Below are 25,342 nucleotides of genomic sequence, written 5' to 3' on the forward strand. Positions count from 1 at the left end.
TGGAGGCGGAGCTGGGCAGGATCGGGGGGAAGGGCGGGGCGCATACGCCGGGGGTGCGCACCGACCCGGGCGAGGCGGCGGGGTTCGTTTCGGAGACGGGGGTGGATGCGTTGGCGGTCGCGGTGGGCAGTGAGCATGCGATGCGGGAGCGGTCGGCGTCGCTGGATCTGGGGTTGATCGCCCGGTTGGCGGCGTCCACCGGGGTGCCTTTGGTGTTGCACGGGTCCAGTGGGGTGGCGGATGAGACGATCGTGCAGGCGGTGGCGGCGGGGATGCGGAAGATCAACATCGGCACCCATGTGGGCCGGGTCTTCACCGACACGGTCCGGGCCGCGTTGGTGGCCGACGAGTCGTTGATCGACCCGCGCGCGTTCCTGAAACCCGCCCGCGCCGCCGTCGCGACCGAAGTCGAACGAATGCTGCGCACCATCACCCTCGGAGAAACCGCATGAGCGTCGTCACCGTCACGCCGTGCGGCGCGATCGACCTGACCTACCGCATCGACGACCTGCGGCGCGGAGAGCTGATCCGCGCCGAGGCCGCGGTGCGCGAGGTGAGCGGCAAGGGCGTCAACGTGGCCGTCGCGCTCCAGACCGGCGGGATGGATGCCACCGCGGTCGTGGTGCTCGGCGCCGACGACGCGTCGCTGGCGGATGCCTCCCCGCACGCCGGTCTGCTGCGGCCCGTGCTCGTCCCCGGCCCGACCCGGGTGAGCACCCAGATCGTCGACCGCGACGGCGTCACGACCAAGATCAACGGCCCCCTGCCGCCGCTCGCCGCGGACGAGTGGCAGGGAATCGTCGAGGCGATCGACGACGCGCTCGACGACACCGCCGCCGGATGGCTCGTCGTCGGGGGCTCGCTGCCCCACGTCGCCGGGGGTCTCCCCGACATCCGCAGCCTCATCGCCGGGGCCACCGCCCGCGGCGCGCGCATCGCGCTGGACACGAGCGGCGAACCGCTGCGGCGGTTGCTCGCCGAGCCCTCCGGCATCGCGCTGATGAAGCCGAACGTGCACGAACTGTCCGAGGCGCTCGGCGGCATCCCGCTCAGGACCGTCGGCGACGTGGTCGCCGCGGCGCGGGTGGTCATCGCCCGCGGCATCCCGCTGCTCTACGTCAGCATGGGGCCCGACGGCGCGCTCGTCGTCACCGCCGACACCGTGGTGCACTCCCTCGCGCAGGCTCCGCGCCTGGCGAGCACCGCGGGGGCGGGGGATGCCTCCCTCGCCGGCTTCGTGCTCGGGGCGGGGGAGGGCGAGGAGCTCGACCTCGTCGCCGCCTGCACGATGGCGGCGCGGTTCGGCGCCCTCGCGGTCAGCCAGGAGGCGACGCTCATCACGTCCCTCGACGGACTCCCCGAGGCCGTCACCACCGTCGACCCCGATCCGGCGCGTGTGCTCGTCGAGCCGGCCGGCTGATCCCCGAGGAATCGCATGACCCTGCCCGGAACCGACGACCCGCACCCCCTCGTCGTCAGCGAGACGATTGAGCAGCTCGTGACGCGGGCGCGCAGCCTCGCCGGTGCGGGCGGGCGCCGCATCCTCGGCATCACCGGAGCGCCCGGAGCGGGCAAATCCACCCTGTGCGCCGCGCTCCTGGATGCGCTCGGCGACGACGCGGTGCTCGTCGGGATGGACGGATTCCACCTCGCCAACGACGAGCTCGTGCGCCTCGGCCGCCGCGACCGCAAGGGCGCCCCGGACACCTTCGACGTCGGCGGGTACGTCGCGCTGCTGGATCGCCTGCGGACCCAGACGGATGCCGTCGTCTACGCCCCGGTCTTCGACCGTGCCGTCGAGACGTCGATCGGCAGCGCCCAGGCGGTCCGGTCCGACATCCCGCTCGTGATCACGGAGGGCAACTACCTGCTGCTGCGCGAGCACGGCTGGGACCGTGTCGCCGCGCGGCTGGACGAGTCGTGGTTCCTCGACCTCCCCGCCGACGTGCGCGCGTCGCGCCTGGTGCGCCGACGGCAGTCCCACGGCGAGGACCTCGCGGCCGCGACCGCCTGGGTGCAGGGCGTCGACGAGGTCAACGCGGCGACCGTCACCGCGACCCGCGCCCGCGCGGACCTGGTGGTGACCCTGGCGCGGTAGCGGGGAAGCGACCGGTCCGGTCGCGAAACAGGGTGCTGCCGTCGAGACGGGTGCGCCGCGGCCCTGTCTGGGCGGTGTCCCTTCGTCTCGCCGGCGCTCGCTCAGGGACCGGGGGAGGGGCGGCGCTCGCTCAGGGACCGGGCGGTGCGACGACGGCGGCGGAATCGGGCGGGAGGGCGACGTCGCCGGCCGACCGGGTGACCTCGCGCGTGGCCAGCAGGATGCCGCGGCCGTCCCCGACCGAGAACGACACCGGATGCGGGGTCAGGTTGACCAGGACCGCGAGCCCGCTGCGTTCGATGCGCCACGCCCGGGCATCCGGGTCGCCGTCGACGACGAGCGTCGCCGTGTTGGCCGCGTTGCGGGGATCCGTCAGCTCCGGACGGTCCCGCCGCAGAGCGATCAGCGCGCGGTACAGCTCGAGCAGCCGGGCGTGCCCGGCCGCGGCGAGCTCGCCCCAGTCGAGGTGCGAGCGCGCGAACGTGTCGGGGTCCTGCGGATCGGGCACGAGCTCCGGATCCCAGCCCATCCGCGCGAACTCGGCGATGCGGCCCTCGGCGGTCGCGCGCCCGAGTTCGGGCTCGGGGTGCGAGGTGAAGAACTGCCAGGGTGTCGACGCGCCCCACTCCTCGCCCATGAACAGCATCGGGGTGCCGGGAGCGGTGAGCGTGAGCACGGCGGCGACGGCGAGGCGGTCGGGGGAGAGCGTGGCGCTCAGCCGGTCTCCGGCGGCGCGGTTGCCGATCTGGTCGTGGTCCTGTGCGAACGTGACCAGGCGCCACGCGGGCACGTCGTCGGGGATCGGCGTGCCGTGCGGCCGGCGGCGGAACGACGAGTACGTCCCGTCGTGGAAGAACCCGCCGCGGGTGACCTTCGCGAGGGCATCGGGCGCGGCGAAGTCGGCGTAGTAGCCCGTCGTCTCGCCGGTCAGGGCGACGTGCACGGCATGGTGCCAGTCGTCCGACCACTGGGCGGTGAGCCCGTCCCCGCCGGCTTCGCGCGGCAGGATCAGGGTCGGGTCGTTGAGATCCGACTCGGCGATGAGCGTGAACGGCCGGCCGAGGTGCGCGGACAGGGCGTCGACCTGCTCGGCGAGCTCCTTCAGGATGTGCGTCGGCTGCTCGTCGTGCAGCGCGTGCACGGCATCCAGCCGCAGACCGTCGACGTGGTGGTCGCGCAGCCACATCAGCGCGTTCTCCACGATGAAGGACCGCACCGGCGGCTGGTCGAGGTCGATCGAGTCGCCCCACGTGTTGCGGGAGCCCTCGCGCAGGTACGGGCCGAACTCGGGCAGATAGTTGCCGCTCGGGCCGAGATGGTTGTAGACGACGTCCTGGACGACGGCGAGGCCGCGGGCGTGGGCGGCATCCACGAACCGCTGGTAGGCACGAGGTCCGCCGTAGCCCTCGTGCACGGCGTACCAGAGCACGCCGTCGTAGCCCCAGTTCCACGCGCCGTTGAAAGCGTTCACCGGCAGGAGCTCGACGTGGGTGACGCCGAGCGCGACGAGGTGATCGAGGCGGTCGATGGCGGCATCCAGCGTCCCGGCGGGCGTGAACGTGCCCAGGTGCAGCTCGTAGACCACCGCGCCGGCGAGCTGTCGTCCGTGCCAGGCGGCATCCGTCCACGCGAACGCCTGAGCGTCGAACGCGGCGGAGGCGGCGTGCACGCCGTCGGGCTGCCGGCGCGAGCGGGGGTCCGGCCGCAGGCTGTCGCCGTCGCCGAGGACGAATCCGTAGCGGTCGCCGTCGGCGAGGCGCAGCCCGCTCGCCCACCAGCCGGTCTGCCCGTCGTCGCGTTCCATCCGCTCGAGGTCGTGCTCGGCACGGGTGCGGCCGCCGGCATCCAGCAGGCGCACGCGGACGCGCTCGGCGCGGGGCGCCCAGACCGAGATCATCGCTCCTCCCGCAGCAGCGCGACCGGGTAGTCGGCGAGCAGCTCCGCCAGCCGGACCGGCCCGCCCTCGACCCGGCGTCCGGTGAGCACGTCCACGGCGGGGCGCCGCGCCCGCATCAGCACCGTGTCGCACCAGCCGCCCCGGGCGGCGAGACCCACCGGCAGCCGGGTCGCGACGGCGGTCACCCCGCCGCGGTCCACGGCGACCGCGTGCGCGGCGGCATCGCCCGCCACCTCGCCCGCACGATGGATGCCGAACAGCTCCGGATGATCGCGGCGCAGCCGCAGGGCCCGCGACGTGACGAGCAGCTTGGCCCGGCCGGAGTCGTCGATCGGCGGCAGGACGCCGCGCGCGGCATCCTCGTCCAGGCGACGCAGCAGCTCGCGCCGTGCCGCGAAGTCCACCGGGCGGCGATTGTCGGGGTCGACGAGCGACAGGTCCCACAGCTCGGTGCCCTGGTAGACGTCCGGAACGCCGGGTCCGGTCAGCTGCAGCAGCTTGGCCGACAGCGAGTTCGACCGGCCGAACCCGACGATCTCATCGACGAATCCCTCGACGACGCTCCGCGCCGCGCCGTTCGCCGCCTCGGCGAGGGCACGCAGCCCGGTCTCGAATGCTGCATCGGGATCCTGCCAGCGGGTGCGCTCGGCGGCCTCGCGGGCGGCCTTCGTCGCATACGCGAGCACCCGGTCGGACGGAATCGGCCACGCGCCGACCACGGCCTGCCACAGCAGCGCGTCGAGGGGGCCGTGGCCGGTCGTCGCGAGGGCGCGCAGCTCGTCGAGAACCGCGGCCCACCGATCCGGGACCTCGGACAGCACGGCGAGCCGCGCCCGGACGTCCTCGGACCGCTTCGTGTCGTGGGTCGACAGCGTCGTCAGGGAATGCGGCCAGGACGCGGCCCGCGCCTGCTGCGCGGCGTGGAACCACGCCGGGCTGAGCGGAGGCCGCGACGGATCCGCACCGACCTCGGTGAGGGTGCCGAGGCGGGTGTCCCGATAGAAAGCGGTGTCTTCCACTCCTTTGGCCATCACCGCACCGCTCAGCTGGGGGAAGCGCTGCGCGACCTCCGTGCCCGAGTCGGCGAGGAGGGGCGCGAGGATGCCGATCGCGGCATCCAGATCCGGTCGTCTGCGCCGCGCCTCGGCGATCGCCGCCCGCAGGTGCTCCTCGCCTGCGGGGAGGTACGAGCGGTACACCGGGAAGCAGGCGACGATCTCGGCGAGGGCATCCGCCGCGTCCGGGTCCGGGTGCGGCAGCGTCCGCACGAGTCGCCGCACCTCGGACTGCAGCAGCTCGTCGGCGATCATCCGCTTGGTGTCGTGGGTGAGGTCGGTCCACGCCGGGGCGGGCGGCAGGCCGGTCTCGGCGCGCAGCCGCGCATCCAGGGCCGCCAGCGCCGGGATTCCGGCCGGGTCGACCAGGACGCGGTCGAACTCGGTGAGGGCGTCGTAGCCGGTCGTGCCGTCGGCACGCCACCACGGCGGCAGCGGCTCCCCGGGCTCGAGGATCTTCTCGACGACGGTGTAGACGCCGCCGGTGGCGTCGGCGAGGCGCTCGAGGTACGCGGTGGGGTCGGCCAGGCCGTCCGGATGATCGACGCGGATCCCGTCCACGAGCCCGTCGCGCACCCAGCGGATGATCTCGGCGTGCGAGCGGTCGAACACGTCGGGCAGCTCCACGCGGATCGCCGCGAGCTCGGACACCGCGAAGAACCGGCGGTAGTCGAGTTCGGTGTTCTGCTCCCGCCAGTGCCGCAGGTCGTAGTGCTGGGCGGCGAGGAGCGCCGGCAGGTCGTCGCGCAGCGGCGCCGTTCCCGGGGCGAGGGGCAGCACGTGGTCGAAGTAGCGGAGGATGCCGTCCGGCGCGTCCTCGGCCGGCGCCGGGTCGATGACGATGTGTCCGGAAGCGACCGCGTCGGCGGGCTGCGTGCCGAGGATCGGCAGGGTCAGTCCTCCGCCCCCGTGCACCCAGTCGATGTCGAACGCCTCGGCGTTCGGGGCATCCCGGCCGAGGCGCAGCACCTCCCACCACCACGGGTTCTCGCGCGGCACCGAGACGCCGACGTGGTTGGGCACGATGTCGACGAGGATGCCGAGTCCCTCGCCGTGGGCGGCATCGGCGAAGGCCCGCAGCCCCGCCGACCCGCCGCGCGCGGGGTCGACGCGCGAGTGGTCGACGACGTCGTAGCCGTGATCCGAACCGGTCGTGGCCGCGAGCAGCGGCGAGACGTACGCCCAGGACGCGCCGAGTTGCCGGAGGTACGGCGCGACCTCTGCCGCGTCCGGGAGCGGAAAGGCGGGGGTGATCTGCAGGCGGTAGGTGGAGGTGGGCGTTCGCTTCATGTCCGGTTCTCGGGTCGGGGCGTGGCCCGAAGCGTATCGGATGCCGGCGTCCGACGGGCCCGGCGCGCGTGCTCCCGGACGGTTCGGACGGCGATGTCGAAGTCGTGGACCTGCGCGATCTCGACGGCGACGGGGAACGGATGCCCGGCGTAGCAGACGATGACCGGCGGCACGACCTCCACGTACCCCACCGGGCCGTCGAGCAGCACGACGTAGCGGTCGATGTCGACCCGTGCATATGCCGGAGGGTTCGGCTCCGGAGGCTCCGCAGTGCTCGCGCACGTGGCGTGACGACTCGTCGAACCGATTCCTGCCATGGCGTCCCCCTCCGGCGGGGCCGAGCGGCCCGTGTTCCCCGCCAGGATAGGTGCGCGAAATCGCCGGGTCGACGGCCTTGCCACGGTAGACGGAGCCGGTTATATTCCGGTGGCGCAGGCGTGAACTGTGTCAGCGCGCGGTGTAGCCGCCGTCGATGGGGAGGGAGACGCCCGAGATCATCGAGGCGCCGTCGGAGAGCAGGAACACGATGGGCGCGGCGATCTCGGCCTCGGTCGCCCACCGGTGCAGGGGCATGGCGGCCAGGAACGGGCCCTCGATCTCCGGGCGTCCCCAGTACCAGGCCGACATCGGCGTCATCACGACGGTCGGGTTGACGCTGTTCACCCGGATGCCGTGGCCGCCGAGTTCGAGCGCCGAGACCCGGGTGATGTTGTCGAGCGCCGCCTTGGACGAGCCGTACGAGATGTGGCCCTCGAGGGCGACGAGGGATGCCTGGCTGGACACGTTGACGATGGCGCCGCCGCGGCCGACGCGGATCATCTCGCGGGCGGCGTACTTGGTGACCAGCAGCGACCCGCGGGCGTTGATGCGCATGACGCGGTCGAAGACGTCGATGTCGGTGTCCATCGGGGTGGCGATCTCCCCGCCCCAGCCGCCGCAGTTGACGACGCCGGAGAGGTCGACGCCCTCGATCGCCGCGCGGATGGATTCCTCGGACTCCAGGTCGAAGGGGAGGGCACGGCATCCGGTCTCGGCGACGATCGCCTCCAGGCTCTCGGCGGTGCGGCCGGAGGCGAGCACGTCAGCGCCGGCGGCGACGAGCTGGCGCACGGTCTCGCCGCCGATTCCGCCTGCGGCGCCGGTGACGAGGATGGTGCGGCCGGTGAAGTCGGTCATGAGCGGGGCTCTCCGTTCGGCGATGAGGGGAGGAAGGTCAGGCTCCAGACTACATGTCACCGGTGTCATTGCGAGGGTGATTCATCGGGTGGGGCGCCGCGAGTCAGGCAGCGGGTGCGCCGAACGACTGTGCCCCGCTCGATTCCCGTTCCACCAGCGGCACGTCGAGCACGGTGTGCAGCGGGAACTCCGCGCGGGGGGATGCCAGCCGGTCGTAGATGCGCTGGGCGGCGAGCCGCCCGATGCGCGCCGGATCCTGGTCCATGACGGTGAGCGACGGCGTCAGCATGTCGGCCATCGGGAAGTCGCCGAATCCGACCATCGCGAGGCCGCTGTCGCGCAGAGCCGCGGTCACCGGCATCGACGTGCGGGCGTTGGAGGTGAAGACCGCTGTGGGGGGATCGGCCAGTTCGAACAGCTGCGCGACGGCGGCCGCGGCACTGTCGCGCTGGTCGACGTGCTCCACGACGAGGTCCGGATCGTACGGGATGCCGTGCCGCTCCAACGCCTTCCGGTAGCCGCTGCGCCGGTCGACCTCGGTCACGAGCTCCGGGTCGTGCCCGATGTACGCGATGCGGCGATGTCGCTTGTCGATCAGGTGCGACACCGCCGCGATGCTGCCGCCCACGTCGTCATAGGTGAACGAGTCGGCGACGAGATGCTGCGGCGCCCGGTCGATGAACACCATCGGCGTGTGGTCCTGCCAGCGCGTGAGCCAGTGCTGATCGGTGCTCACCGGAGTGATGATCAAGCCGGTCAGCTGGCGTCCGAGGAGCCGTTCGACGATGCCCTGCTCGGCGTCGGGGTCGCTGCCGAGGCTCGTGACGAGGGTCGACATCCCGTGTCCGGCCGCCACCTCGTCGATCGCCCGCGCGATCGCGGCGAAGAACGGGTCGACGAGGTCGGGGACGGCCACGCCCAGGGCCGCCGTGCGCCCCGCGCGAAACGTCGTCGCCAGGGCGTTGGGCACGTAGTTGAGCTCGCGCATCGCCTTCTCGACGGTCTCGCGCGTCTCGGGAAGCACGTGCGGATCGTCGTTGAAGACCCGGGAGACCGTCTTGGCGCTGACCCCCGCGAGGGCGGCGACTTCCCGCATCGTGGCCACGGTTCACTCCCTTGCGAGGTCGTCATAGGCGACGCCGATGTCACATGTGTCATGCAAGAGTACCCGCACGCCCGGTGTCCGGCGCCGCCTGTTTCGGTCAGTGTCCGTCGACCGCCGCGCGCAGCTCGTGCAGGCGCGGCAGAGCACGGGCGGTGAGCAGCTCCTCGCGGTCGGTGGGATCGAACGACAGGGCGTCCTTCCACAGCGATCGGCCCGCCATGGCGCCCGCGGCGCCGCCGGCCATGGCGGTGCGCACCTGCTCCACGAACGTCTCGTGGTCGACGCCGGCCGACAGCACGGCCCACGGCACGCCGGCGGCGGCCTCGGTGACCGCGCGGCATCCCTCCGCCGAGCCCGGGTACTGCAGCTTCAGCACCTTGGCGCCGTGTCCCGCGGCGAGGCGGGCGCCGTCGGCGACCAGATCGGTGAACTTCGCGCGATACTCCTCGTCGGTCTCGCCCTCGAGGCGGTACGTGAGCAGCTCGACGATCAGCAGCACGCCTTCACGTTCGCAGTCCTCGATCGCGCGGTACAGGTCCCGCAGCAGGCGCGCATCGTCCTGCTGCCGGTCGGGGCGCGTGTAGTAGAGCATCTTGGCGACGTCGCCGCCCACGTCGCGCACCTGCCGGGCGCTGACGCCGGGCACGAAGGCCGTGTACTTGAGGCCGTCCTCGACGTCGGCGCCCGAGGCGTCGAGCCCCACGACGAGTGCCGTGTCCCGCGCCAGGGTGGCGTCGTCGACGATGGCGGGCAGAGCCACCTCCGGGTCGAGCAGGATGGCCGGGGCGTGGTTGGCGAGGTAGTGGACGAGGTCGGCCTTGATCTCGGCGAGCTGTGCGGACGAGATGCCGGAGGCCGGGGCATCCTGCACCACCGCCTTCATGCTGTTGCGCTGGTCGGCGGCGACGATGAGCATGTTGCCCGCGGGCGTGGAGATGCGCTGCACGGCGCGGCGTTCGACGGTGGTCAGGGCGTTCATCGGCTGCTCCTCAGCAGGGTGCGTGCGAGCAGGGCGGCACCGTGGGCGGTGTCCTGTTCGCGGGTGGATACGGTGAGGTCGGGGAGCACGCGGCTGCGTGCGCGTCGGACGCTGGACATCCCGCTCCAGCCACCGGTGAGGGTCGTGGTGGTGGCAGGCGGGAGCTCTCGCTCGATGGCGTCGAGGAGGATGCGGATCTCGTCGTTGCTGTGGCGCAGCACGGCGCCGAACAGCTCCGCGGGGCTTACTCCGTCGCTGCGGATGTCGAGCGCCAGCACGCCGTCGTCGTTGCGGGCGCCGGAGGCGACGATGGCGCCGTCCGGCAGGACGCCCTCGAACGGCAGCGCCGACACTGCGGCGTCGAGCTCGTCGCGGCCGTCGCGGTCGCCGATGCCGGCCAGCTGGAGGGCCCGGCGCAGCAGGAGGCCGCTCTTGACGCCGGCGACGATGACGTGGCGGCCCGGAACGATGTGCCGCACCTCGTTGATGAGCTTCGCGGCGAGCCGGGCACGGGCCTCCGGCGGGAGCGGCGCGTCGGTGACGCGGAGGATCACCTCGGCGGTGCCCATCGAGACGTGGTACCGGCCGGGATGCAACGACCCGAGAGCCTCGGCCGCGACGAGATGGTCGTGCCCGGCGACGGTGAGGGCCGCGCCGGCGAACGGGCCGGATGCGACGGCGGATGCCGTTCCCCAGGGCGAGCCCGCCCAGCGCAGCGGCGGCAGGAATGCGGCGGTGACGCCGAGCTCGTCGAGCGCGCGCTGCCACGGCTCGCCGGAGTTCTGGTCGAGCAGGCCGGTGCGGGAGGCCAGGGAGTACTCGGCGGCGACGTCGCCGCCGAGGTGGGCGGCGGCGAACTCGGGGATGCTCAGCCACCGATACCGCTCGAGGGGGACGCCGCGCCTGCGCTCGTGGGCGAGTTTGGCGAGCGACACCTGCGCGCCGAGGGGGAGTCCGGTGCGTCCGGGGAACTCGGCCCGCAGCTCGGCGGAGAACGCGGCGGCGTCGGCGGCGCCGCGGGGATCGAACCACGCGAACGCGGGGCCCGCGACCTCCCCGGCGTCGTCGACGAGGTAGCCGGTCTCACCCATCCCCGCGATGCCGATCGCGGCGACGGTCGTCCCGTCCGGGAGCGCGGCCGCCGTGGTGGCGACGAGGCGATCGAGCGCCGTCCGGAGGGCTGGGGCATCCAACTCGGTCGTCCCGCCGGCGCCGCTGCGCCAGGGCGTGGCGACCTGCTCGCAGGCGACCTGCGTGCCGTCGCCGTCGACGACGAGCAGCTTCAGCGAGGTGCTGCCGAGGTCGATCCCGGCGGTCAGCGGCAGCGGTCGGGGCATGTCCGGGCATCCTCTCGGCGGTGACAGGGCGCCACCTGCAAGAGGTGGGCGTGACACCGGTGACATGACGAAATCGAGAACCATCGTGACACCGGTGACATGAATCTTCCTCTATCGTGGGCGGTGTGCACGATTCCTGTCAAGTAGCTCCTCGGACGATCGCCGTCAGCGGCGAGGCCGGCAGCGGGAAGAGCACGCTCGGGCGGGCACTCGCCCTTCAGCTGCGGCTTCCCCTCGTCGATCTCGACAGCGTGACCACCCCCCTGCTGGACGCCCTGCCGCGCGACGGGCACTGGCTGTCGGGTCCGGATGCCGCGGTGATCCGCGACGGCCGGTACGCCGCGCTGCGCGCCGTCGCCCGCGACGTCGTCGAGACGGCGGGCGGCGCGGTGCTGGTGGCGCCGTTCACCGCCGAACTCGAAGGCGGAGACGCCTGGGCGAAGCTGGACGCCCTGTGCGGTCCGGTGCAGCTGGTGCGGCTCGTCGGCGACCCGGCACTGTTCGCGGCCCGCCGCGCCGAGCGGGGGGAGGCGCGCGACGAGCACCGCCCGGCGCAACCGGAGCCCGTGATCGGGGTGCCGGTGATCGAGGTCGACGCCGATCTCAGCACGGCGCAGCAACTGGCGCGGCTGCTTCCGGCGCTGGGCGCGCGGGCGCCGTTCGACGTCGGCGCGGCGCTGTTCGGCGAGCGGTTCGACGCGGTGCTGTGCGACCTGGACGGCTCCCTCGTCGACTCGACCGCGTCGGTCGCGCGCTCGTGGCGGCGGTGGGCCGACCACTACGGGGTCTCGGCCGAGGCGCTGCACGCGAACCACGGGCGTCCGGCCGACGTCCTCGTCGCCGCGCTCATCGACGACGAGGCGGCCCGGGCGGAGGCGCGCGAGCGCATCGAGCGGCTGGAGGTCGCCGACGCGGTCGGGCTGCCCGCCGTGCGCGGTGCCGCCGCCTTCTGGGCGTCGCTGCCCGAGCGGCAGCGCGCGATCGTCACGTCGGGAACCGTGGCGATCGCGACGGCCCGGCTCGCCGCGGCCGGCATGCAGCGCCCCGCCGTGTGGGTCACGGCGGAGGAAGTGATCCACGGAAAGCCTGATCCGGAGCCCTATCTCCGCGCCGCCGAGCGGCTCGGCGTCGATCCGCGGCGGTGCCTGGTCATCGAGGATGCCCAGGCCGGCATCGCCTCGGCGCGGGCCGCCGGATGCCACGTGCTCGCCGTCACCGGCACCGGTTCGCCCGCCGAACTGGCCGACGCCAGTCTCGTCGTGGACGGCCTGGACCGGGTGCGCATCGAGGTCGATCCGGACGGACTGCGCCTGGTCGCCGTGCCGTGACCGGCATCCTTCGGCGGCCTCCTCGGCGCGGCTGAGGCGCGCCGATCGAGCGTTGATCGCTTTTCGATCACGACGGATGTCGAGGCTTGACACCGGTGACATGAGGCGCGTAACTTGCTCACCACGACCACAGAACCGCGAAGGAGCTGTTCATGACCGATGAACGAGTGCCCGTCCTCGAAGCGAGAGGGCTGTCCCGGCAATTCGGGCATGTGCGTGCGCTCAACGAGGCGAATTTCGACATCTACCCGGGTGAGGTGGTGTCGCTCATCGGCGACAACGGCGCCGGCAAGTCCACCCTGGTGAAGGCGCTCTCGGGCAGTCTCGCGGTGGACAGCGGGACCATCCGGTTCGACGGTCAGCAGGTCGACATGTCGACGCCGTCGGCGGTGAGCGCCCTCGGCATCGAGACCGTCTACCAGGACCTGGCGCTCGCTCCGCACCTCGACCCGGTGCAGAACATGTACCTCGGTCGTGAGCTCAAGGCATCCGGTCTCGCCGGCGCCCTCGGGTTCATGGACAACAAGGAGATGCGCAAGCGCTCGAAGGCCGCCTTCGACGACCTCGGCGCCACGGTCCGGTCGCTGTCGGCCGAGGTGGGCGCGATGTCCGGCGGCCAGCGTCAGGCGATCGCGATCGCCCGCGCCGTGCACTGGGCCAGCCGCCTCGTGTTCCTCGACGAGCCGACCGCCGCGCTCGGCGTGCGCCAGACGAAGAATGTTCTGGACACCATCCGCCGGGTCAGCGACAAGGGCATCGCCGTCGTGTTCATCAGCCACTCGATGCCGCACGTGATGGAGGTCTCCGACCGCATCCAGGTGCTGCGCCTGGGCACCCGGGTCGCGACCCTCGACGCCAAGGACACGAACATGGAGGAGCTCGTCGGCCTCATGACCGGTGCGATCGTCAAGGAGGACAACGCATGATCGATCCCGCCCCCCGCACCGAGACTGTCGCGATCGGCACCATCGACGAGCCGAACGCGCCGTGGTGGAAGAAGATCTTCGGCGCCCAGGCGTTCCAGATCTTCCTGATCCTGCTCGTCATCATCGCGGTCTTCGCGGTGCTCGCGCCGTCGACCTTCGCCCAGTGGTCGAACTTCCGCCTGATCATGCAGAACGCGTCGATCCTCGCCGTGCTCGGCGTCGGGATGACGTTCGTCATCGTCACCGCCGGCATCGACCTGTCCATCGGATCCGTGCTCGTCTTCTCCGGCGTCGTCTCGGCCATGGTGATGCGCTCGATGGGCGGCCAGGGCTGGGGCACCGCGATCGTCGGCATCGTCGTCGCGATCATCTGCGGCATCTTCTGGGGCTGGGTCAACGGCGTCCTCGTCGCCAAGGCCAAGATCCCGCCGCTCATCGTGACGCTCGGCACGTTCGGCGCCACCCTCGGGTTCGCGCAGATCCTCACCGGCGGCGTCGACATCAGCGCCGTCCCGCTGGTGCTCACCACCTCGATCGGCTACGGCAACGTGTTCGGGTCGCTGCCGGTGATCGTCGTCATCGCGGCGGTCGTCGTGGTGATCGGCGCGATCATGCTCGCCTACACGAAGTTCGGCCTCTACACCCGGGCCGTCGGCTCGAGCGAAGAGGCGGCGCGCCGGGTCGGCGTCAAGGTCGACCGCCAGCTCATCTACGTCTACACGATGACCGGCGCGCTGGCCGGCTTCGCCGGCATCCTCTCGCTCTCGCAGTTCGCCACCACGGCGATCGCCGGTCAGTCGCTGACCAACCTGAACGTCATCGCGGCGGTCGTCATCGGCGGGACATCCCTGTTCGGCGGCTACGGCACGATCATCGGCACGGTCGTGGGCCTGTTCATCCCCGCCGTGCTGCAGAACGGCTTCGTGATCACCGGCGTCCAGCCGTACTGGCAGCAGGTCGCCGTCGGCGCCGTGCTGATCGTCGCGGTCTACGCCGACCAGCTCCGCCGCTCCGCCGCCGCCCGTGGCGCCAGCGGAGGCCTCTGGAAGAAGCTCCTGTTCCGCAGAACCGGCAGCTGACTCCGCCCGAACCCAAACCGCAATCACACCACCCACCAGAGAAACGGAACAACACGATGAAGTGGAACAAAGCAGCCCTCGGTGTCCTCGCCGTCGGTGCCGCAGCGACCCTGGCCCTCGCCGGATGCTCGAGCTCGGGCGGCGGCGACACGTCGGCCGGCTCGGGCGGCAGCAAGGCCTACAAGCTCGCGTTCGTCCAGGGCGTCGCGGGCGACCAGTTCTACATCACCATGCAGTGCGGCATCCAGGATGCCGCCAAGGCGGCCGGTGCCACGGTCACGACCCAGGGTCCGCAGAAGTTCGACCCGACCCTGCAGAAGCCGATCGTCGACTCGGTCGTCGCGTCGCACCCCGACGCGCTGCTGGTCGCCCCGACCGACGCGACCGCCATGCAGGCGCCGATCGCTGCGGCGAAGGCAGCCGGCATCAAGGTCATCCTCGTGGACACCACGCTGAGCGACCCGTCGGTCGCGGAGTCACAGATCTCGTCCGACAACAAGGCCGGCGGCGCTGCGGCGTTCAAGGCGATCCAGCAGGCGCACCCGGACGGCGGCAAGGTGCTCGTCGTCTCGGTCGACCCCGGCATCACCACCACCGACCAGCGCGAGCAGGGCTTCAAGGCGGCCGCCGCCGCGGACCCGAAGTTCCAGTACCTCGGCGTGCAGTACAGCCACAACCAGCCGGCCACGGCCGCGCAGATCGTGACCGCCGCGCTGGCCAAGGACCCGGACATCGTGGGCATCTTCGCGGCCAACCTGTTCGCGGCGCAGGGCTCGGCCACCGGCATCCAGCAGGCGGGCAAGAAGGGCATCACGCTGGTCGGATTCGACGCCGGCCCCGACCAGATGAACCAGCTGAAGGAGGGCCAGGTCCAGGCGCTCATCGCCCAGCAGCCGGGCACCATCGGCAAGGACGGCGTGGAGCAGGCCCTCAACGCTCTGCAGGGCAAGACGGTCACCCCGAAGATCACGACGGGCTTCACCATCATCACCAAGGACAACATGGACTCCGCCGAGGGCAAGGACGCGGCGTACAAGTCCTCCTGCAACTGATCACCCGACAGGACTGATCGAACCGTCGTCGCCCGCGGGTGCAGCAGCGCCCGCGGGCGACGCATTTCCTCTTCCCGATCCCCGATTGGAATCGTCGTGACCGAGTTCACCGTCCCCTACGATCGCGCAGCCGTCGCTCCGGCGATCGTGCACTTCGGCGTCGGCGGTTTCCACCGCGCCCACGAGGCGATGTACCTCGACCGCCTGCTGCGCGCCGGCGGCACCGAGTGGGGGATCTGCGGTGTGGGCGTGCGCCCGGAGGATGCCGCGATGCGCGACGCGCTCGCCGCGCAGGACGGCTCGTACACGCTCGTCACCGTCGCGCCCGACGCGACGGAGGAGGCGCAGACGATCGGATCGATCGTCACCTACCTCTTCGCCCCGGACGATCCGGAGGCTGTCTCGCGGCAGCTCGCGTCGCCGTCCACGCGGATCGTCTCGCTGACGATCACCGAGGGCGGCTACGAGGTGTCGGACGCCACCGGTGAGTTCGCCCCGACGGATGCCGCGACCCTCGCCGACCTCGACGCCCCGGATGCCCCGCGGCGCAGCGTGCTCGGATTCCTGGTGCGCGCGCTCGCCGAGCGTCGCGCCGCCGGAACGGTTCCGTTCACGGTCATGTCGTGCGACAACATCCCCGGCAACGGCCAGATCGCGAAGGTCGCCGTCGTCGGCTTCGCCGCCCGCCTCGACCCGGGCCTCGCCGCCTGGATCGACCGCGAGGTCGCGTTCCCGAACTCGATGGTCGATCGCATCACGCCCGCCACGACCGACGCCGTCCGCGCCGAGATCGAGGCAGCGTTCGGCATCCGCGACCGCTGGCCGGTGCGTTCCGAATCGTTCGCGCAGTGGGTGCTGGAGGACGCCTTCACCGCCGGCCGACCGCCGCTGGAAGACGTCGGCGTCCAGCTCGTGCCGGACGTCGTGCCGTACGAGCTGATGAAGCTGCGGATGCTGAACGCCTCGCACCAGGTGATGAGCCACGTCGGCATCCTCGCCGGCCTCACCACCGTCGACGAGGCGTGCGGTGATCCGCAGCTCGGCGCATTCGTGCGCGACTACATGACGCGCGAGGCGATCCCGACGCTGCCCCCGGTGCCCGGGATCGATCTGGAGCGGTACCGCGACCAGCTGCTGGAGCGCTTCGGCAGCGCCGCGGTGCGCGACACCCTCGCCCGGCAGATCGTAGATGCCTCCGACCGCATCCCCAAGTTCCTCCTCCCGGTCATCCGCGCACAGCTCGCCGCCGGAGGCGACATCCGCCGCGCCGTGCTGGTGCTCGCGGCCTGGAGCATCTGCCTCGATCCCGCAGCGCCCCCCGCGGTGCCGCCGGTGGATCGGCGCCTCGCCGAGCTGCGGGCCGCTGCCGTCGCCGAGGCGGCCGACCCGGGGTCGTTCCTCGACCTGGACCTCTTCGGCGGCCTCGGTCAGGACGCCCGCCTGCGGTCGGCATTCGTCGCCGCCCGCGCCGCCCTCCGCGAGCGCGGCCCCCGCGCGGTGCTCACCGACCTCGTCGGGGGCTGACGCCGGCCGCTCGCCGCGCTCCCGCGCCGCGCGCTCCCGCGCCGCGCGCTCCCGCGCCGCGCGCTCCCGCTGTCCTGTTTCGCAGCGATTCGTGCCGTTCAGGACAGCGGAACAGTCAGGGTGCCGCGGGGCTTTCGTCGTGCTGTCCGCACGACTCGCGAACCACCAGATCGAAGGCTGCCGTCTCGTACACCGGCAGATTCGCCGCGTCGCCGGTGAGGAGGTGCACCACGCGCTCCGCGATTTCCGGGATCGGTTGTCGGATGGTGGTGAGCGGGGGATACGAATACGCAGAGTGTTCGGTGCCGTCGAAGCCGGTCACGGCGACGTCGTCGGGAACACGCAAACCGAGGCGGTGGCAGGCGAAGAGGACGCCGTACGCCTGCTCATCCGTCGAGCAATAGACCGCTCGGGGGCGGTCCGGGCGCGCGAGGATGTCCAGCGCAACCTGGGCTGAGTGGGCACGCGAGATCTGGCTGTTGTAGATCGTCGCGGCGACTTCGGGGTGTTCGCTGAGCGCCAGTTCGAAGCCTTCCCGGTGCTGTCGCGAACCGGCGGAATCGCTCGGGCCGTTGAACATGGCGATCGTCCGGTAGCCGTGGTCCAGGAGGTGCCGAGTGGCCGCGCCGGCCGCGGCCTTATAGTCGATGGAGATCGTCGAAACGCCCTCGCGCGCCGCGAGCGGGTGCAGAGCGATGACCGGGATCGCGGCTTCCGCGAAGGGGGCGACGTCCGGGTCGTCGGCGAGAGAGACGAGGACGACGGAGTCCACGCGCCGCTGGACGAACGCCGCGACATGGGACTGCTCGCGCTCCGGGTTCAGTCCGGAGTCCCCGATCAGAAGCAGGTTCCCCCGTGCGGCGGCAGCCTCTTCGAGTGCGCGGGCGAGTTCACCGAAGAAGCGATTCGCGATGTCCGGGACGATGAGTCCGATCGAGCGGGTCTTGCCGAAACTCAGGGCGCGTGCGAGCGCGTTGGGGTGGTAGTTCAGCTCGGCTGCGGCTCGGAGGACCTTTTCGCGGGTTTCCGGGGCGACGTTGCGGGGCCCGTCGTTGAACACGTAGCTCACCACTGCCGTTGACGTGCCGGCGCGCGCCGCGACCTCTCGGGCAGTTGCCACCGTCGCCTCCTAACCGCTTAGATCCGGGCTCAGGCTATCAGCAGTCTCCCCGGAACTTCCGCTTGATTCCGATCGCGTGGCGGGTTATGGTTCATCTAACCGCATCGTCTAACCGCATAGATGCACTGATTCGAAGGAGAAACAGATGAAGCGAGCACTCGGGCTCGTCACCGGAGTGGCGGCGGTCGCACTCCTGCTCTCCGGCTGCTCCAGCCCGGATGGAAGCTCCGCGACATCCACGAAAGCGTCGGGCACGGTCCAGTTCCTCGGCCCGGAGGATCCGAAGACCTTCGCGCCGGTGATCTCGGCATTCGAGAAGAAGCATCCGGACATCACGATCAAATACACGCAGGTTCCGTTCGACCAGTACTCGACCACGCTGCAGCAGCGTCTGTCCGCCAAGGACGACACGATCGACGTGTTCGCCGTCGACCAGCCGAACCTCGCCCAGATGGCCGCGCAGGGCTTCCTCGTCGACCTGAGCGATCTGAAGGACAAGGCCAAGGCGGCGACGTCCGATGCGCAGTACAAGATCAACATCTACAACGACAAGATGTATGCGCTGTCGATCTGGAACTCCACCCAGATGATGTTCTACAACAAGGACATGCTCGACAAGGCAGGCGTCGCAGCACCCTCTGCGGATCCGGCACAGCGCTGGACGTGGGAGCAGACGGCAGCGGCCGGCAAGAAGGCGATGACCGCGGGCGCGGCCTCCGGTCTTCTTCTCGAGCAGGTCGAGGCGTACTACCAGCTGCAGCCCCTCGTGGAATCGGTCGGGGGAGGTTCGGGCATCTCGGGCAAGGACATGTTGGATGTCGATGTCACGAACCCGGGCTGGAACAAGGCCATGCAGTGGTACGGCAATACCTTCGCGTCGGGGCTGTCGCCTCGGGGCGTCGGCGGGTTCCAGACCAGCGCCGTCTTCACGGACAAGAAGACGGCCTTCTTCGTCGGCGGGCCGTGGGATGTCGGAAACTTCGCGGCCAACGCCAAGTTCGACTGGGGCATCGCGCCGCAGCCGTATTTCGAAGGCGGCAGCAAGGTGACGCCGACCGGATCGTGGTCTTGGGGTGTCAACACCGCCTCGAAGAACCAGGCCGCGGCGAAGGAGTTCATCGAGTTCGCAGCGCTCGATCCGGCCGGCAGCCTCGCGACCACCGAAGCGACCACGATCATTCCCGCGAACACCGAGGCCGCTGCGCAGTATCTTCCGAAGCTCGAGGCCATGGGCGGCGCCCACAGCAAGGGTGTCGCCAACCTCATCACGTACGAGATCTCGCACACGGCCGTCGCTCGTCCCGTGTCGGTCGGCTACGTGCAGTTCGAGTCGCTCATCAACAAGGCGTTCGGCGACATCCGGAACGGTGCCGATGTCGCGTCCCGGCTCGAGCAGGCCCAGCAGCAGATCAAGGATGCCTGGAGCCAGCTGAAATGACCATGACCGTCAAGGGTGCGGGGACGACGACGAGTCGGCCCCGCGCCCGGGCGCCGCGACGCGGACGTCATCGCCCTGGGCCCGGCAGCATCGCCCTGCTGTTCCTCCTTCCGGCGTTGCTCGCTCTGGTGGTGCTCCGCCTGGCGCCCGCTGCCGTCGCACTCGTCGACAGCCTGTCACGCACCACACTGCTCGGCGGGACGTCGTTCGTCGGCCTCGGAAACTACTTCGAGCTGTTCGCGAATCCGGACTTTCAGAATGCGATCGGCGTGACCCTGCTGTTCGCACTTGTGATCAACCCGCTGCAGATCGCCGCAGCCGTGCTCCTCGCCATCCTCTTCACGAAGCGCGCGGCCGGGTCACGATTCTGGCGATCGATGGTGATCCTGCCCATCGCCGTGCCGCCCGCAGTGTCGGCCGTCGTCTGGAGCGTGATCTACCGGCCGGACGGCCTCGCGAACTCATTCCTCGCGGTGTTCGGCATCCCGCCGCAGCCGTTCCTGACGTCTCAGAGTCAAGCGCTCCTCTCGATCATGATCCTTCTCTCGTGGATCGGCGTGGGCTACTGGATGATGTTCCTGATCGCCGGGCTCAACGACATCCCCGCCTCGTACTACGAGGCGGCTTCGATCGACGGGGCATCCGGCTGGCGTCAGCTGTGGTCGATCACCCTCCCCCTCCTGCGCCGTCCTCTCGCCTTCGTGCTCGTCGCGGACACCGTCTCGAACTTCCTCGTGTTCGCGCCCGTGCAGATCCTCACCAAGGGTGGCCCGAACGGATCGACCAATCTCCTGATGTACGACCTCTACACCCGGGCCTACACGTTCGGGGACATCAACAAGGCACAGGCCGAGGTCGTGATCCTGGTGGTCATCACCGTGGCGATCGTGGCACTGCAGTTCCGGCTCTTGAGGGCGGAGGACTGATGATGGCCACGACCGCACTGCCTGCAGGGCGTCGTCGGTTCACACGACGAACCGTCGTCACCATCTGGACGACCCTCCTCGCGGTCTCCGTCGGGATCGCCTTCCTCGTCCCGTTGTGGTGGACGTTCATCAGCTCGCTCCGGCCCGGTGCCGAGACGTTCACGTACTTGAATCCGCTGTCCTGGCAGACGTTCTTCACTCTGACTCCGAGCCTGCAGAACTATGCGGCGCTGCTGCAGACCGACCTTTGGCGGGCGATCCTCAACTCTCTCTTCGTGAGTGTCGTCACGGTGGTCGCGGGCCTCGCCGTCTGTGCGACGGCGGCCTACGGGCTGTCGGCGTTCCGCTTCCGCGGACGAGGGGTGCTGTTCTCCGTCGTCATCCTGTCGTTCCTGATCCCGTTCGACGCGATCGCGATCCCGTTGGCCGCCATGTTCCGCGACTGGCACCTGCAGAACACGTTCCTCGGCCTCATCCTCCCGGGCATCGGGAACGGCATGGCCATCTTCCTGCTGCGCACGTTCTTCCTCGCGATCCCGGAAGAACTCGTCGAGGCCGGACGACTCGACGGTCTCGGCTGGTGGGGGATCTTCACGCGCATCTACGTGCCTTTGTCGCGGCCCGCTCTGATCGGCGCGGGCTTGATGCTCTTCCTCTTCCAGTGGCAGGCGTACGTGTGGCCGCTGCTCATGGGAACCGACAACACGCACATTCTCGGGCCCGTCGCCCTCGCCAACATGCAGGGGCAGTTCCACGTCGACTACGGCGTCCTGTTCGCCGCATCGATGATCCTCGTCCTCATCCCGCTCGCGATCATCCTCGGCTTCCAGCGCTACTTCATCCAGTCCGTCAGCACGACGGGGCTCAAGTAGGCCTCTCTTGTCCAGAAAGGACGGCACCGCTGTGTCTCCACTCCACCGTGTTCTCCTCGACACCGACATCGGCACCGACGTCGACGACCTCATGGCACTCGCTCTGATCCTCGGAAGCCCCGAGATCGAACTTGTCGGGGTGACCACCGTGTACGGCGATACGCGCCTGCGGGCCCAGCTGACCGCGCGTGTGCTCGCAACGGCCGGACGGAGCGTACCGATCCACGCGGGTGAGAGCGCCACGCTCTCGGGGCGAGAGGTCTGGTGGGCCGGCCACGAAGGCGTCCTCCACGCGGACCTGGACGACGAACACTACGAATCGGACGACGCGGTGCAGTTCCTCGTCGACACCGTCCTGTCGGCACCTGGCGAGATCGATCTGATCGCGATCGGCCCTCTCACCAATGTCGCCCGGGCGATCGCTGCACACCCCTCATTCGCTGGTTCTCTTCGTCATCTCTGGGTCATGGGCGGCGCATTCACCAGTGAAGAGCCGGAACACAATTTCCGCAGCGACGCAGCCGCCGCGCGAATCGTGTTCGCCGCCGGCATCCCGACGACCGTCACCGGGCTCGAGGTCACCCGGCAGATCCACATCGGAAGTGCCGAGCTGACGCGGATCGCGGAGTCCGGCCGATTGGGTCGGATCGTGCAATCCGAGATCGAGCAGTGGTGGAGGTTCTGGAACGAGGAATGGAACGTGCCCCATGACCCGGTCACGGTTCTGACGCTCACCAGGCCCCGCATGTTCCGATTCTCGGAGTACGGTGTCGTGGCGATCGACGGCGGCGATGAGGACGGGGTCAGCCGTTTTCTGCCCGGCCAGGACGGGCGCACGCGGATCACGGTCGGACTGGATGCCCCGGCGACGGCCCTCGCCATCGTCGACGGGATCGTCGCGGGTTCGGGTTCGGATGCCGAGACCGCCGCCGGGAGATCGGCATGAGCGATCGACCCCTCCTTACGGTCGCCGGCGCCATCAACGTCGACTTGACGGCGTGCGTGTCGCGCGCGCCCGGTCCGGGTGAGACGGTGGCGGATGGAAGGCTGACTCGGCTATCAGGGGGCAAAGGCGCCAACCAGGCGGTCGCGTCCGCGCGACTCGGAGCGCGTGTCCGCATGGTCGGCGCGGTCGGCGACGACCCGGACGGGAACGCCCAGCTCGCGAACCTCGCGGCCTCGGACGTCGACACGGCATCGGTGCAGCGAGTCGGAGCCCCGACAGGATCAGCGCTGATCGTGGTCGATGACAACGGAGAGAACTCCATCGTCGTGTGCCCGGGCGCCAACCTTCACATCGACGCATCCGCGTTGCGGGTCGATCCCCACACCGCGGTGCTGGCCCAACTGGAGATCCCCGTGACGGTCGTCGAGTCGATCGTCGCCGCAACGGACGGCTTCGTCGCCATCAACGTCTCGCCTGCCGGCGCCATATCCGCACAACTCCGGGAACGAGGAGATCTGTTCATCGTCAACGAAACCGAGTACGCGGCGCATCCCGAGCTTGAAACGGCGCGCATGACCGCAGTGACTCTGGGAGATCGAGGCGCGGTACTCCTCCGCGAGGGCGTCGAAGTGGCGCGCGCCCGCGTCGAGGCCCGCGGCCTCGTCAGCACGGTCGGCGCCGGCGACGCGTTCGCTGCGGCACTGACCCTCGGAATCATCCGGGGGGACAATCTGCCGGACGCGCTTCACCGGGCGTGCGCAGTCGGGGCGTCGGCGGTTGAGCAGCAGCAGTCGCAACCCGCCCTCAGGCCGCTCGAGTCATACCTCCCCCGAGTCCGAAGCTCGGCCTGACGAGACGGCTTCGTCGCCACCCGCGCGGTTACTGTGTTCCGCTGTCCTGTTTCGCAGCGATTCGTACCGTTCAGGACAGCGGAACCATCCGGCGGTGCGGGGTGTGGGGGCCGGCCGGCTGCAGGCTGATGGCCGAGAACCGGCGGATTCCAGGTGGAACAGCCTGTTCTCGGCCATCCTGCTGTTCTCGGCCGGCGATCGGATGCCCGCCGGCATCGATCCGTCAGCCTCCGCCGTCGGGGGAGAGGAACTCCTCGATCGAGAGGTAGGACCAGACGGGCACGGGTGCCGACGTGATGAAGCGGCCGTGCCGGGCGGGGCGGCCGGGACGCATGTGCCGGACGGGCTTGGCGGGTTTCACCGTGCGGATGGGTTTCGTCGGGCTCGGGCCGGTCGCACCCTTCATCCACGCGACGACGGCCCCGTCGGGATCGCGGAAATGACCGTGGGCGAAGGACCCGACCTGCCGCCCGGTGCGATCGATCACTGCGCCGTGGTTGAGCCATCCGAGGACCGCGCCGTCCAGTCCGAGGACGAAGTCCGGCGGATCCAGCCAGGCGACCACCTCGCCCGACGGATCGTAGATGGCTTCCATGGCCCGATCGTAGCGACCGTTCGTCCCTCGCGGGCGGTTTGGACGCGGGGCATCCCCCGCTCGTCTCAGTTGCCCGTCAGGCTCGGATCCGGGAGCCGCGTGAAGCGGATGACGGGAAGCAGCCGGTCGGTCTTCTTCGGGTAGTCGCCGAAGCTCGGAGCTTCCGTGATGATCTGAGTCCAGGCCGCGTCGCGGGCCGCCCCGTGCAGTTCTTCCGCGGACACGGCGATCTCTTCGCCGGCGATGATGATCCGCGCCGACTCGGGGTGGGCAGCAAGATTGCGGTACCAGGCCGGGTTCTTCGCCGCACCCGCCGCGGACGCGCAGACGGTCCAGGTTCCGTCGGGCTGCGACCAGTACGCGATCGGGGTCTCGTAGACCTTGCCGCTCTTGCGTCCGCGGGTGATGAGGACGAGGGCGTCGAACCCCATCATCTTCTTCTTGCCGCGACGGATGCCGCGCACCTGGCGCGCGAGGAACCACCGCATCACGCGGTTCGGCTTCAGCGTGATGCCGTACGTGCCGTCCGGTGTCGTGAAACTCATGCGACCTCCCGTCAGGCGCCACACTACTCGGGGAGGATGCCGCCAGGACGGCGAAGACCGGCGATGTGGGGGATTCGTCGGCCTTCGCCGTGCGAGGTCACTTCCGACAGTCGGTGAGAAGGGAGTCGTACTTCCCGCGCCGGGCGTCATCCCGGATCTTCTCCGTGACGCTCGTGCTCGGAATCACGACGACGTTCACCTGGGTGTCGTTGTAGTAGCAGGCGGCGATCACGGTGGTACGCGACGCCGGTGCGGGTGAAGCGGGCCGGAGGCCGAGCTCCTTGACGGCGTCCATGGACGTGACGCTGCCGGGCGAATGGGCGAATGCGTCCTGCAGCGACTTCCCCACGAATGCCGATGCAGGTCTGGTCGGTGACGATGACGGGGGCTTTGTCGGAGAGGGTTCGCCGTTGCCTGAGCACCCCACGAGTGCCAGCCCGAGCGAAGCGATCACCGCCACCGCGGCCGCCATCCGTTTGCGCGCCTGCATGTTCACCTCGACTTCACGACGCAGTAGATGGAGGCACCTCCCGGGCTGAACGCCGTCAGGTACCGGCTGTACGACGTGTGCTTGCTGGTTCGGATGCCGGTGAACGTGCTGACGGTCTTCCGGATGCGATAGCGGTACTTCGTGCCGATCGGGTACGCGACGAGCACCTGATTCCGGTTGATCTTCCGAGAGCAGCCGACGCTGACCTGGACGCTGGCAGCCGAGGTGATGCTCAGGCCCGCCGCGACGGCACCGCGGGTGAGGCCGAACGACGACTGGATCGACCGGGTTGCACCCCGGGTCTTGGTGATGGAGCAGGTGGTCCCGTTCGAACCCACCCCGCAGCGCCCGATTTCCTGTGTGCCGCGGACGTGATAGCTGCGGCTGATGTTGACCACCTTGTAGGTCGTGCTCTGGCGGACGACCCGCTCGGGACTCACATCGCCGGCGGCGGACGCCGTCGTCGTGCCGCCGGCGACGAGGGCGAGACTCAACGCCCCTGCGGCGATCAGTCGCGCACGCGTCCGGTCGCCGCCTCCTCGCAGTCGCAGGCGTCGCATGATCGAGCGCATCGTGGTCGAACGTGTCATTCCTCTCCTCCTTCGAGACGGATGGACTTGTTGCGCCAGGACTGCATGGGATCCATCCCATCACGACAGTCGACTTGGTGCAAGAGCCTTGTATGCGTGCAATCCCGGGGGTCGAGAAACCCG

The 25,342-nt window shown here is 70.3% G+C and carries 25 protein-coding genes; 13 read left to right on the forward strand and 12 right to left on the reverse strand.

The window, feature by feature from the left end; all coding sequences use genetic code 11:
- From LK09_RS15115 to LK09_RS15125, 3 genes are all read left to right on the forward strand, one after another.
- The coding region (locus tag LK09_RS15115; RefSeq protein WP_039401324.1) for a class II fructose-bisphosphate aldolase at positions 1 to 452 on the forward strand (452 nt) is incomplete at its 5' end.
- The gene (locus tag LK09_RS15120) at positions 449 to 1,420 is read left to right on the forward strand and encodes a 1-phosphofructokinase family hexose kinase (RefSeq protein WP_052226849.1); all 972 of its coding nucleotides are present in this window, start codon (positions 449 to 451) and stop codon (positions 1,418 to 1,420) included. The genes LK09_RS15115 and LK09_RS15120, both read left to right, overlap by 4 nt.
- A gap of 15 nt (positions 1,421 to 1,435) precedes the next feature.
- The gene (locus LK09_RS15125) at positions 1,436 to 2,098 is read left to right on the forward strand and encodes a nucleoside/nucleotide kinase family protein (RefSeq protein ID WP_052226850.1); all 663 of its coding nucleotides are present in this window, start codon (positions 1,436 to 1,438) and stop codon (positions 2,096 to 2,098) included.
- Between the two features lie 130 nt (positions 2,099 to 2,228).
- On the opposite strand, the gene treZ is transcribed toward LK09_RS15125, so the two are convergent.
- The 7 genes from treZ to LK09_RS15160 all read right to left on the reverse strand — a co-directional run bounded on the left by treZ (position 2,229) and on the right by LK09_RS15160 (position 10,937).
- Entirely contained in the window at positions 2,229 to 3,995 is a 1,767-nt protein-coding gene (gene treZ / locus LK09_RS15130) for a malto-oligosyltrehalose trehalohydrolase (protein ID WP_039401326.1), read from the reverse strand.
- Positions 3,992 to 6,340, reverse strand: a complete 2,349-nt coding sequence (treY, locus tag LK09_RS15135; RefSeq protein ID WP_039401327.1) for a malto-oligosyltrehalose synthase — start codon at positions 6,338 to 6,340, stop codon at positions 3,992 to 3,994. Before treY ends, treZ begins: the two co-directional genes overlap by 4 nt.
- Positions 6,337 to 6,657, reverse strand: a complete 321-nt coding sequence (locus tag LK09_RS15140) for a hypothetical protein (RefSeq protein ID WP_039401329.1) — start codon at positions 6,655 to 6,657, stop codon at positions 6,337 to 6,339. Before LK09_RS15140 ends, treY begins: the two co-directional genes overlap by 4 nt.
- 130 nt (positions 6,658 to 6,787) lie before the next feature.
- Positions 6,788 to 7,516, reverse strand: coding sequence for an SDR family oxidoreductase (locus tag LK09_RS15145; RefSeq protein WP_039401331.1), 729 nt, complete (start codon positions 7,514 to 7,516; stop codon positions 6,788 to 6,790).
- 103 nt (positions 7,517 to 7,619) lie between these two features.
- Positions 7,620 to 8,612, reverse strand: a complete 993-nt coding sequence (locus LK09_RS15150) for a LacI family DNA-binding transcriptional regulator (RefSeq protein ID WP_231563092.1) — start codon at positions 8,610 to 8,612, stop codon at positions 7,620 to 7,622.
- 106 nt (positions 8,613 to 8,718) lie between these two features.
- On the reverse strand, positions 8,719 to 9,600 hold the full coding sequence (locus LK09_RS15155) for a tagatose-bisphosphate aldolase (protein ID WP_039401335.1): 882 nt from the start codon (positions 9,598 to 9,600) through the stop codon (positions 8,719 to 8,721).
- Positions 9,597 to 10,937, reverse strand: coding sequence for an FGGY-family carbohydrate kinase (locus LK09_RS15160; protein ID WP_039401337.1), 1,341 nt, complete (start codon positions 10,935 to 10,937; stop codon positions 9,597 to 9,599). Before LK09_RS15160 ends, LK09_RS15155 begins: the two co-directional genes overlap by 4 nt.
- Positions 10,938 to 11,062: 125 nt before the next feature.
- Between LK09_RS15160 and LK09_RS21575 the strand changes: the two genes are divergently transcribed.
- From LK09_RS21575 to LK09_RS15185, 5 genes are all read left to right on the forward strand, one after another.
- On the forward strand, positions 11,063 to 12,265 hold the full coding sequence (locus tag LK09_RS21575; protein ID WP_156138849.1) for an HAD-IA family hydrolase: 1,203 nt from the start codon (positions 11,063 to 11,065) through the stop codon (positions 12,263 to 12,265).
- Positions 12,266 to 12,417: 152 nt separating this feature from the next.
- Positions 12,418 to 13,191 carry an ATP-binding cassette domain-containing protein gene (locus tag LK09_RS15170; RefSeq protein ID WP_039401338.1) on the forward strand — a complete coding sequence of 258 codons (774 nt, stop codon included), beginning with the start codon at positions 12,418 to 12,420 and terminating at the stop codon, positions 13,189 to 13,191.
- Positions 13,188 to 14,270 (forward strand): ABC transporter permease, encoded by a 1,083-nt coding sequence (locus LK09_RS15175; RefSeq protein ID WP_082008304.1) that lies wholly within the window; start codon positions 13,188 to 13,190, stop codon positions 14,268 to 14,270. The genes LK09_RS15170 and LK09_RS15175 overlap by 4 nt, the downstream gene beginning before the upstream one ends.
- 56 nt (positions 14,271 to 14,326) lie before the next feature.
- A complete protein-coding gene (locus tag LK09_RS15180; RefSeq protein WP_039401341.1) occupies positions 14,327 to 15,322 on the forward strand; it encodes an ABC transporter substrate-binding protein in 996 nt (331 codons plus the stop codon).
- A gap of 96 nt (positions 15,323 to 15,418) precedes the next feature.
- A complete protein-coding gene (locus LK09_RS15185) occupies positions 15,419 to 16,846 on the forward strand; it encodes a mannitol dehydrogenase family protein (protein ID WP_231563076.1) in 1,428 nt (475 codons plus the stop codon).
- Between the two features lie 115 nt (positions 16,847 to 16,961).
- Here LK09_RS15185 and LK09_RS15190 read toward each other — a convergent pair whose 3' ends face one another.
- Positions 16,962 to 17,966: a LacI family DNA-binding transcriptional regulator gene (locus LK09_RS15190; protein ID WP_039401345.1), complete on the reverse strand. Its 1,005-nt coding sequence runs from the start codon at positions 17,964 to 17,966 to the stop codon at positions 16,962 to 16,964.
- A gap of 145 nt (positions 17,967 to 18,111) precedes the next feature.
- On the opposite strand from LK09_RS15190, the gene LK09_RS15195 reads away from it, so the two are divergent.
- The 5 genes from LK09_RS15195 to LK09_RS15215 are packed head-to-tail and all read left to right on the forward strand — an operon-like array spanning position 18,112 to position 22,999.
- Entirely contained in the window at positions 18,112 to 19,404 is a 1,293-nt protein-coding gene (locus LK09_RS15195; protein WP_052226853.1) for an ABC transporter substrate-binding protein, read from the forward strand.
- Complete coding sequence (locus tag LK09_RS15200; RefSeq protein WP_052226854.1) at positions 19,401 to 20,330, forward strand: carbohydrate ABC transporter permease; 930 nt, start codon at positions 19,401 to 19,403, stop codon at positions 20,328 to 20,330. Before LK09_RS15195 ends, LK09_RS15200 begins: the two co-directional genes overlap by 4 nt.
- Positions 20,331 to 20,332: 2 nt before the next feature.
- On the forward strand, positions 20,333 to 21,202 hold the full coding sequence (locus LK09_RS15205) for a carbohydrate ABC transporter permease (protein ID WP_052226855.1): 870 nt from the start codon (positions 20,333 to 20,335) through the stop codon (positions 21,200 to 21,202).
- Positions 21,203 to 21,233: 31 nt separating this feature from the next.
- Positions 21,234 to 22,148, forward strand: coding sequence for a nucleoside hydrolase (locus LK09_RS20870; protein ID WP_052226856.1), 915 nt, complete (start codon positions 21,234 to 21,236; stop codon positions 22,146 to 22,148).
- Complete coding sequence (locus tag LK09_RS15215; protein ID WP_039401348.1) at positions 22,145 to 22,999, forward strand: ribokinase; 855 nt, start codon at positions 22,145 to 22,147, stop codon at positions 22,997 to 22,999. Before LK09_RS20870 ends, LK09_RS15215 begins: the two co-directional genes overlap by 4 nt.
- Positions 23,000 to 23,222: 223 nt before the next feature.
- Here LK09_RS15215 and LK09_RS15220 read toward each other — a convergent pair whose 3' ends face one another.
- The 4 genes from LK09_RS15220 to LK09_RS15235 all read right to left on the reverse strand — a co-directional run bounded on the left by LK09_RS15220 (position 23,223) and on the right by LK09_RS15235 (position 25,219).
- The gene (locus LK09_RS15220; protein WP_039401351.1) at positions 23,223 to 23,594 is read right to left on the reverse strand and encodes a 4-fold beta flower protein; all 372 of its coding nucleotides are present in this window, start codon (positions 23,592 to 23,594) and stop codon (positions 23,223 to 23,225) included.
- 65 nt (positions 23,595 to 23,659) lie between these two features.
- Complete coding sequence (locus tag LK09_RS15225; RefSeq protein WP_082008306.1) at positions 23,660 to 24,139, reverse strand: nitroreductase/quinone reductase family protein; 480 nt, start codon at positions 24,137 to 24,139, stop codon at positions 23,660 to 23,662.
- Positions 24,140 to 24,236: 97 nt separating this feature from the next.
- Positions 24,237 to 24,635: a hypothetical protein gene (locus LK09_RS15230; RefSeq protein WP_156138850.1), complete on the reverse strand. Its 399-nt coding sequence runs from the start codon at positions 24,633 to 24,635 to the stop codon at positions 24,237 to 24,239.
- Positions 24,632 to 25,219: a hypothetical protein gene (locus LK09_RS15235; RefSeq protein WP_039401354.1), complete on the reverse strand. Its 588-nt coding sequence runs from the start codon at positions 25,217 to 25,219 to the stop codon at positions 24,632 to 24,634. Before LK09_RS15235 ends, LK09_RS15230 begins: the two co-directional genes overlap by 4 nt.
- Positions 25,220 to 25,342 lie beyond the last annotated feature (123 nt).

This window comes from Microbacterium mangrovi, assembly GCF_000802305.1.
Lineage (GTDB): Bacteria > Actinomycetota > Actinomycetes > Actinomycetales > Microbacteriaceae > Microbacterium > Microbacterium mangrovi.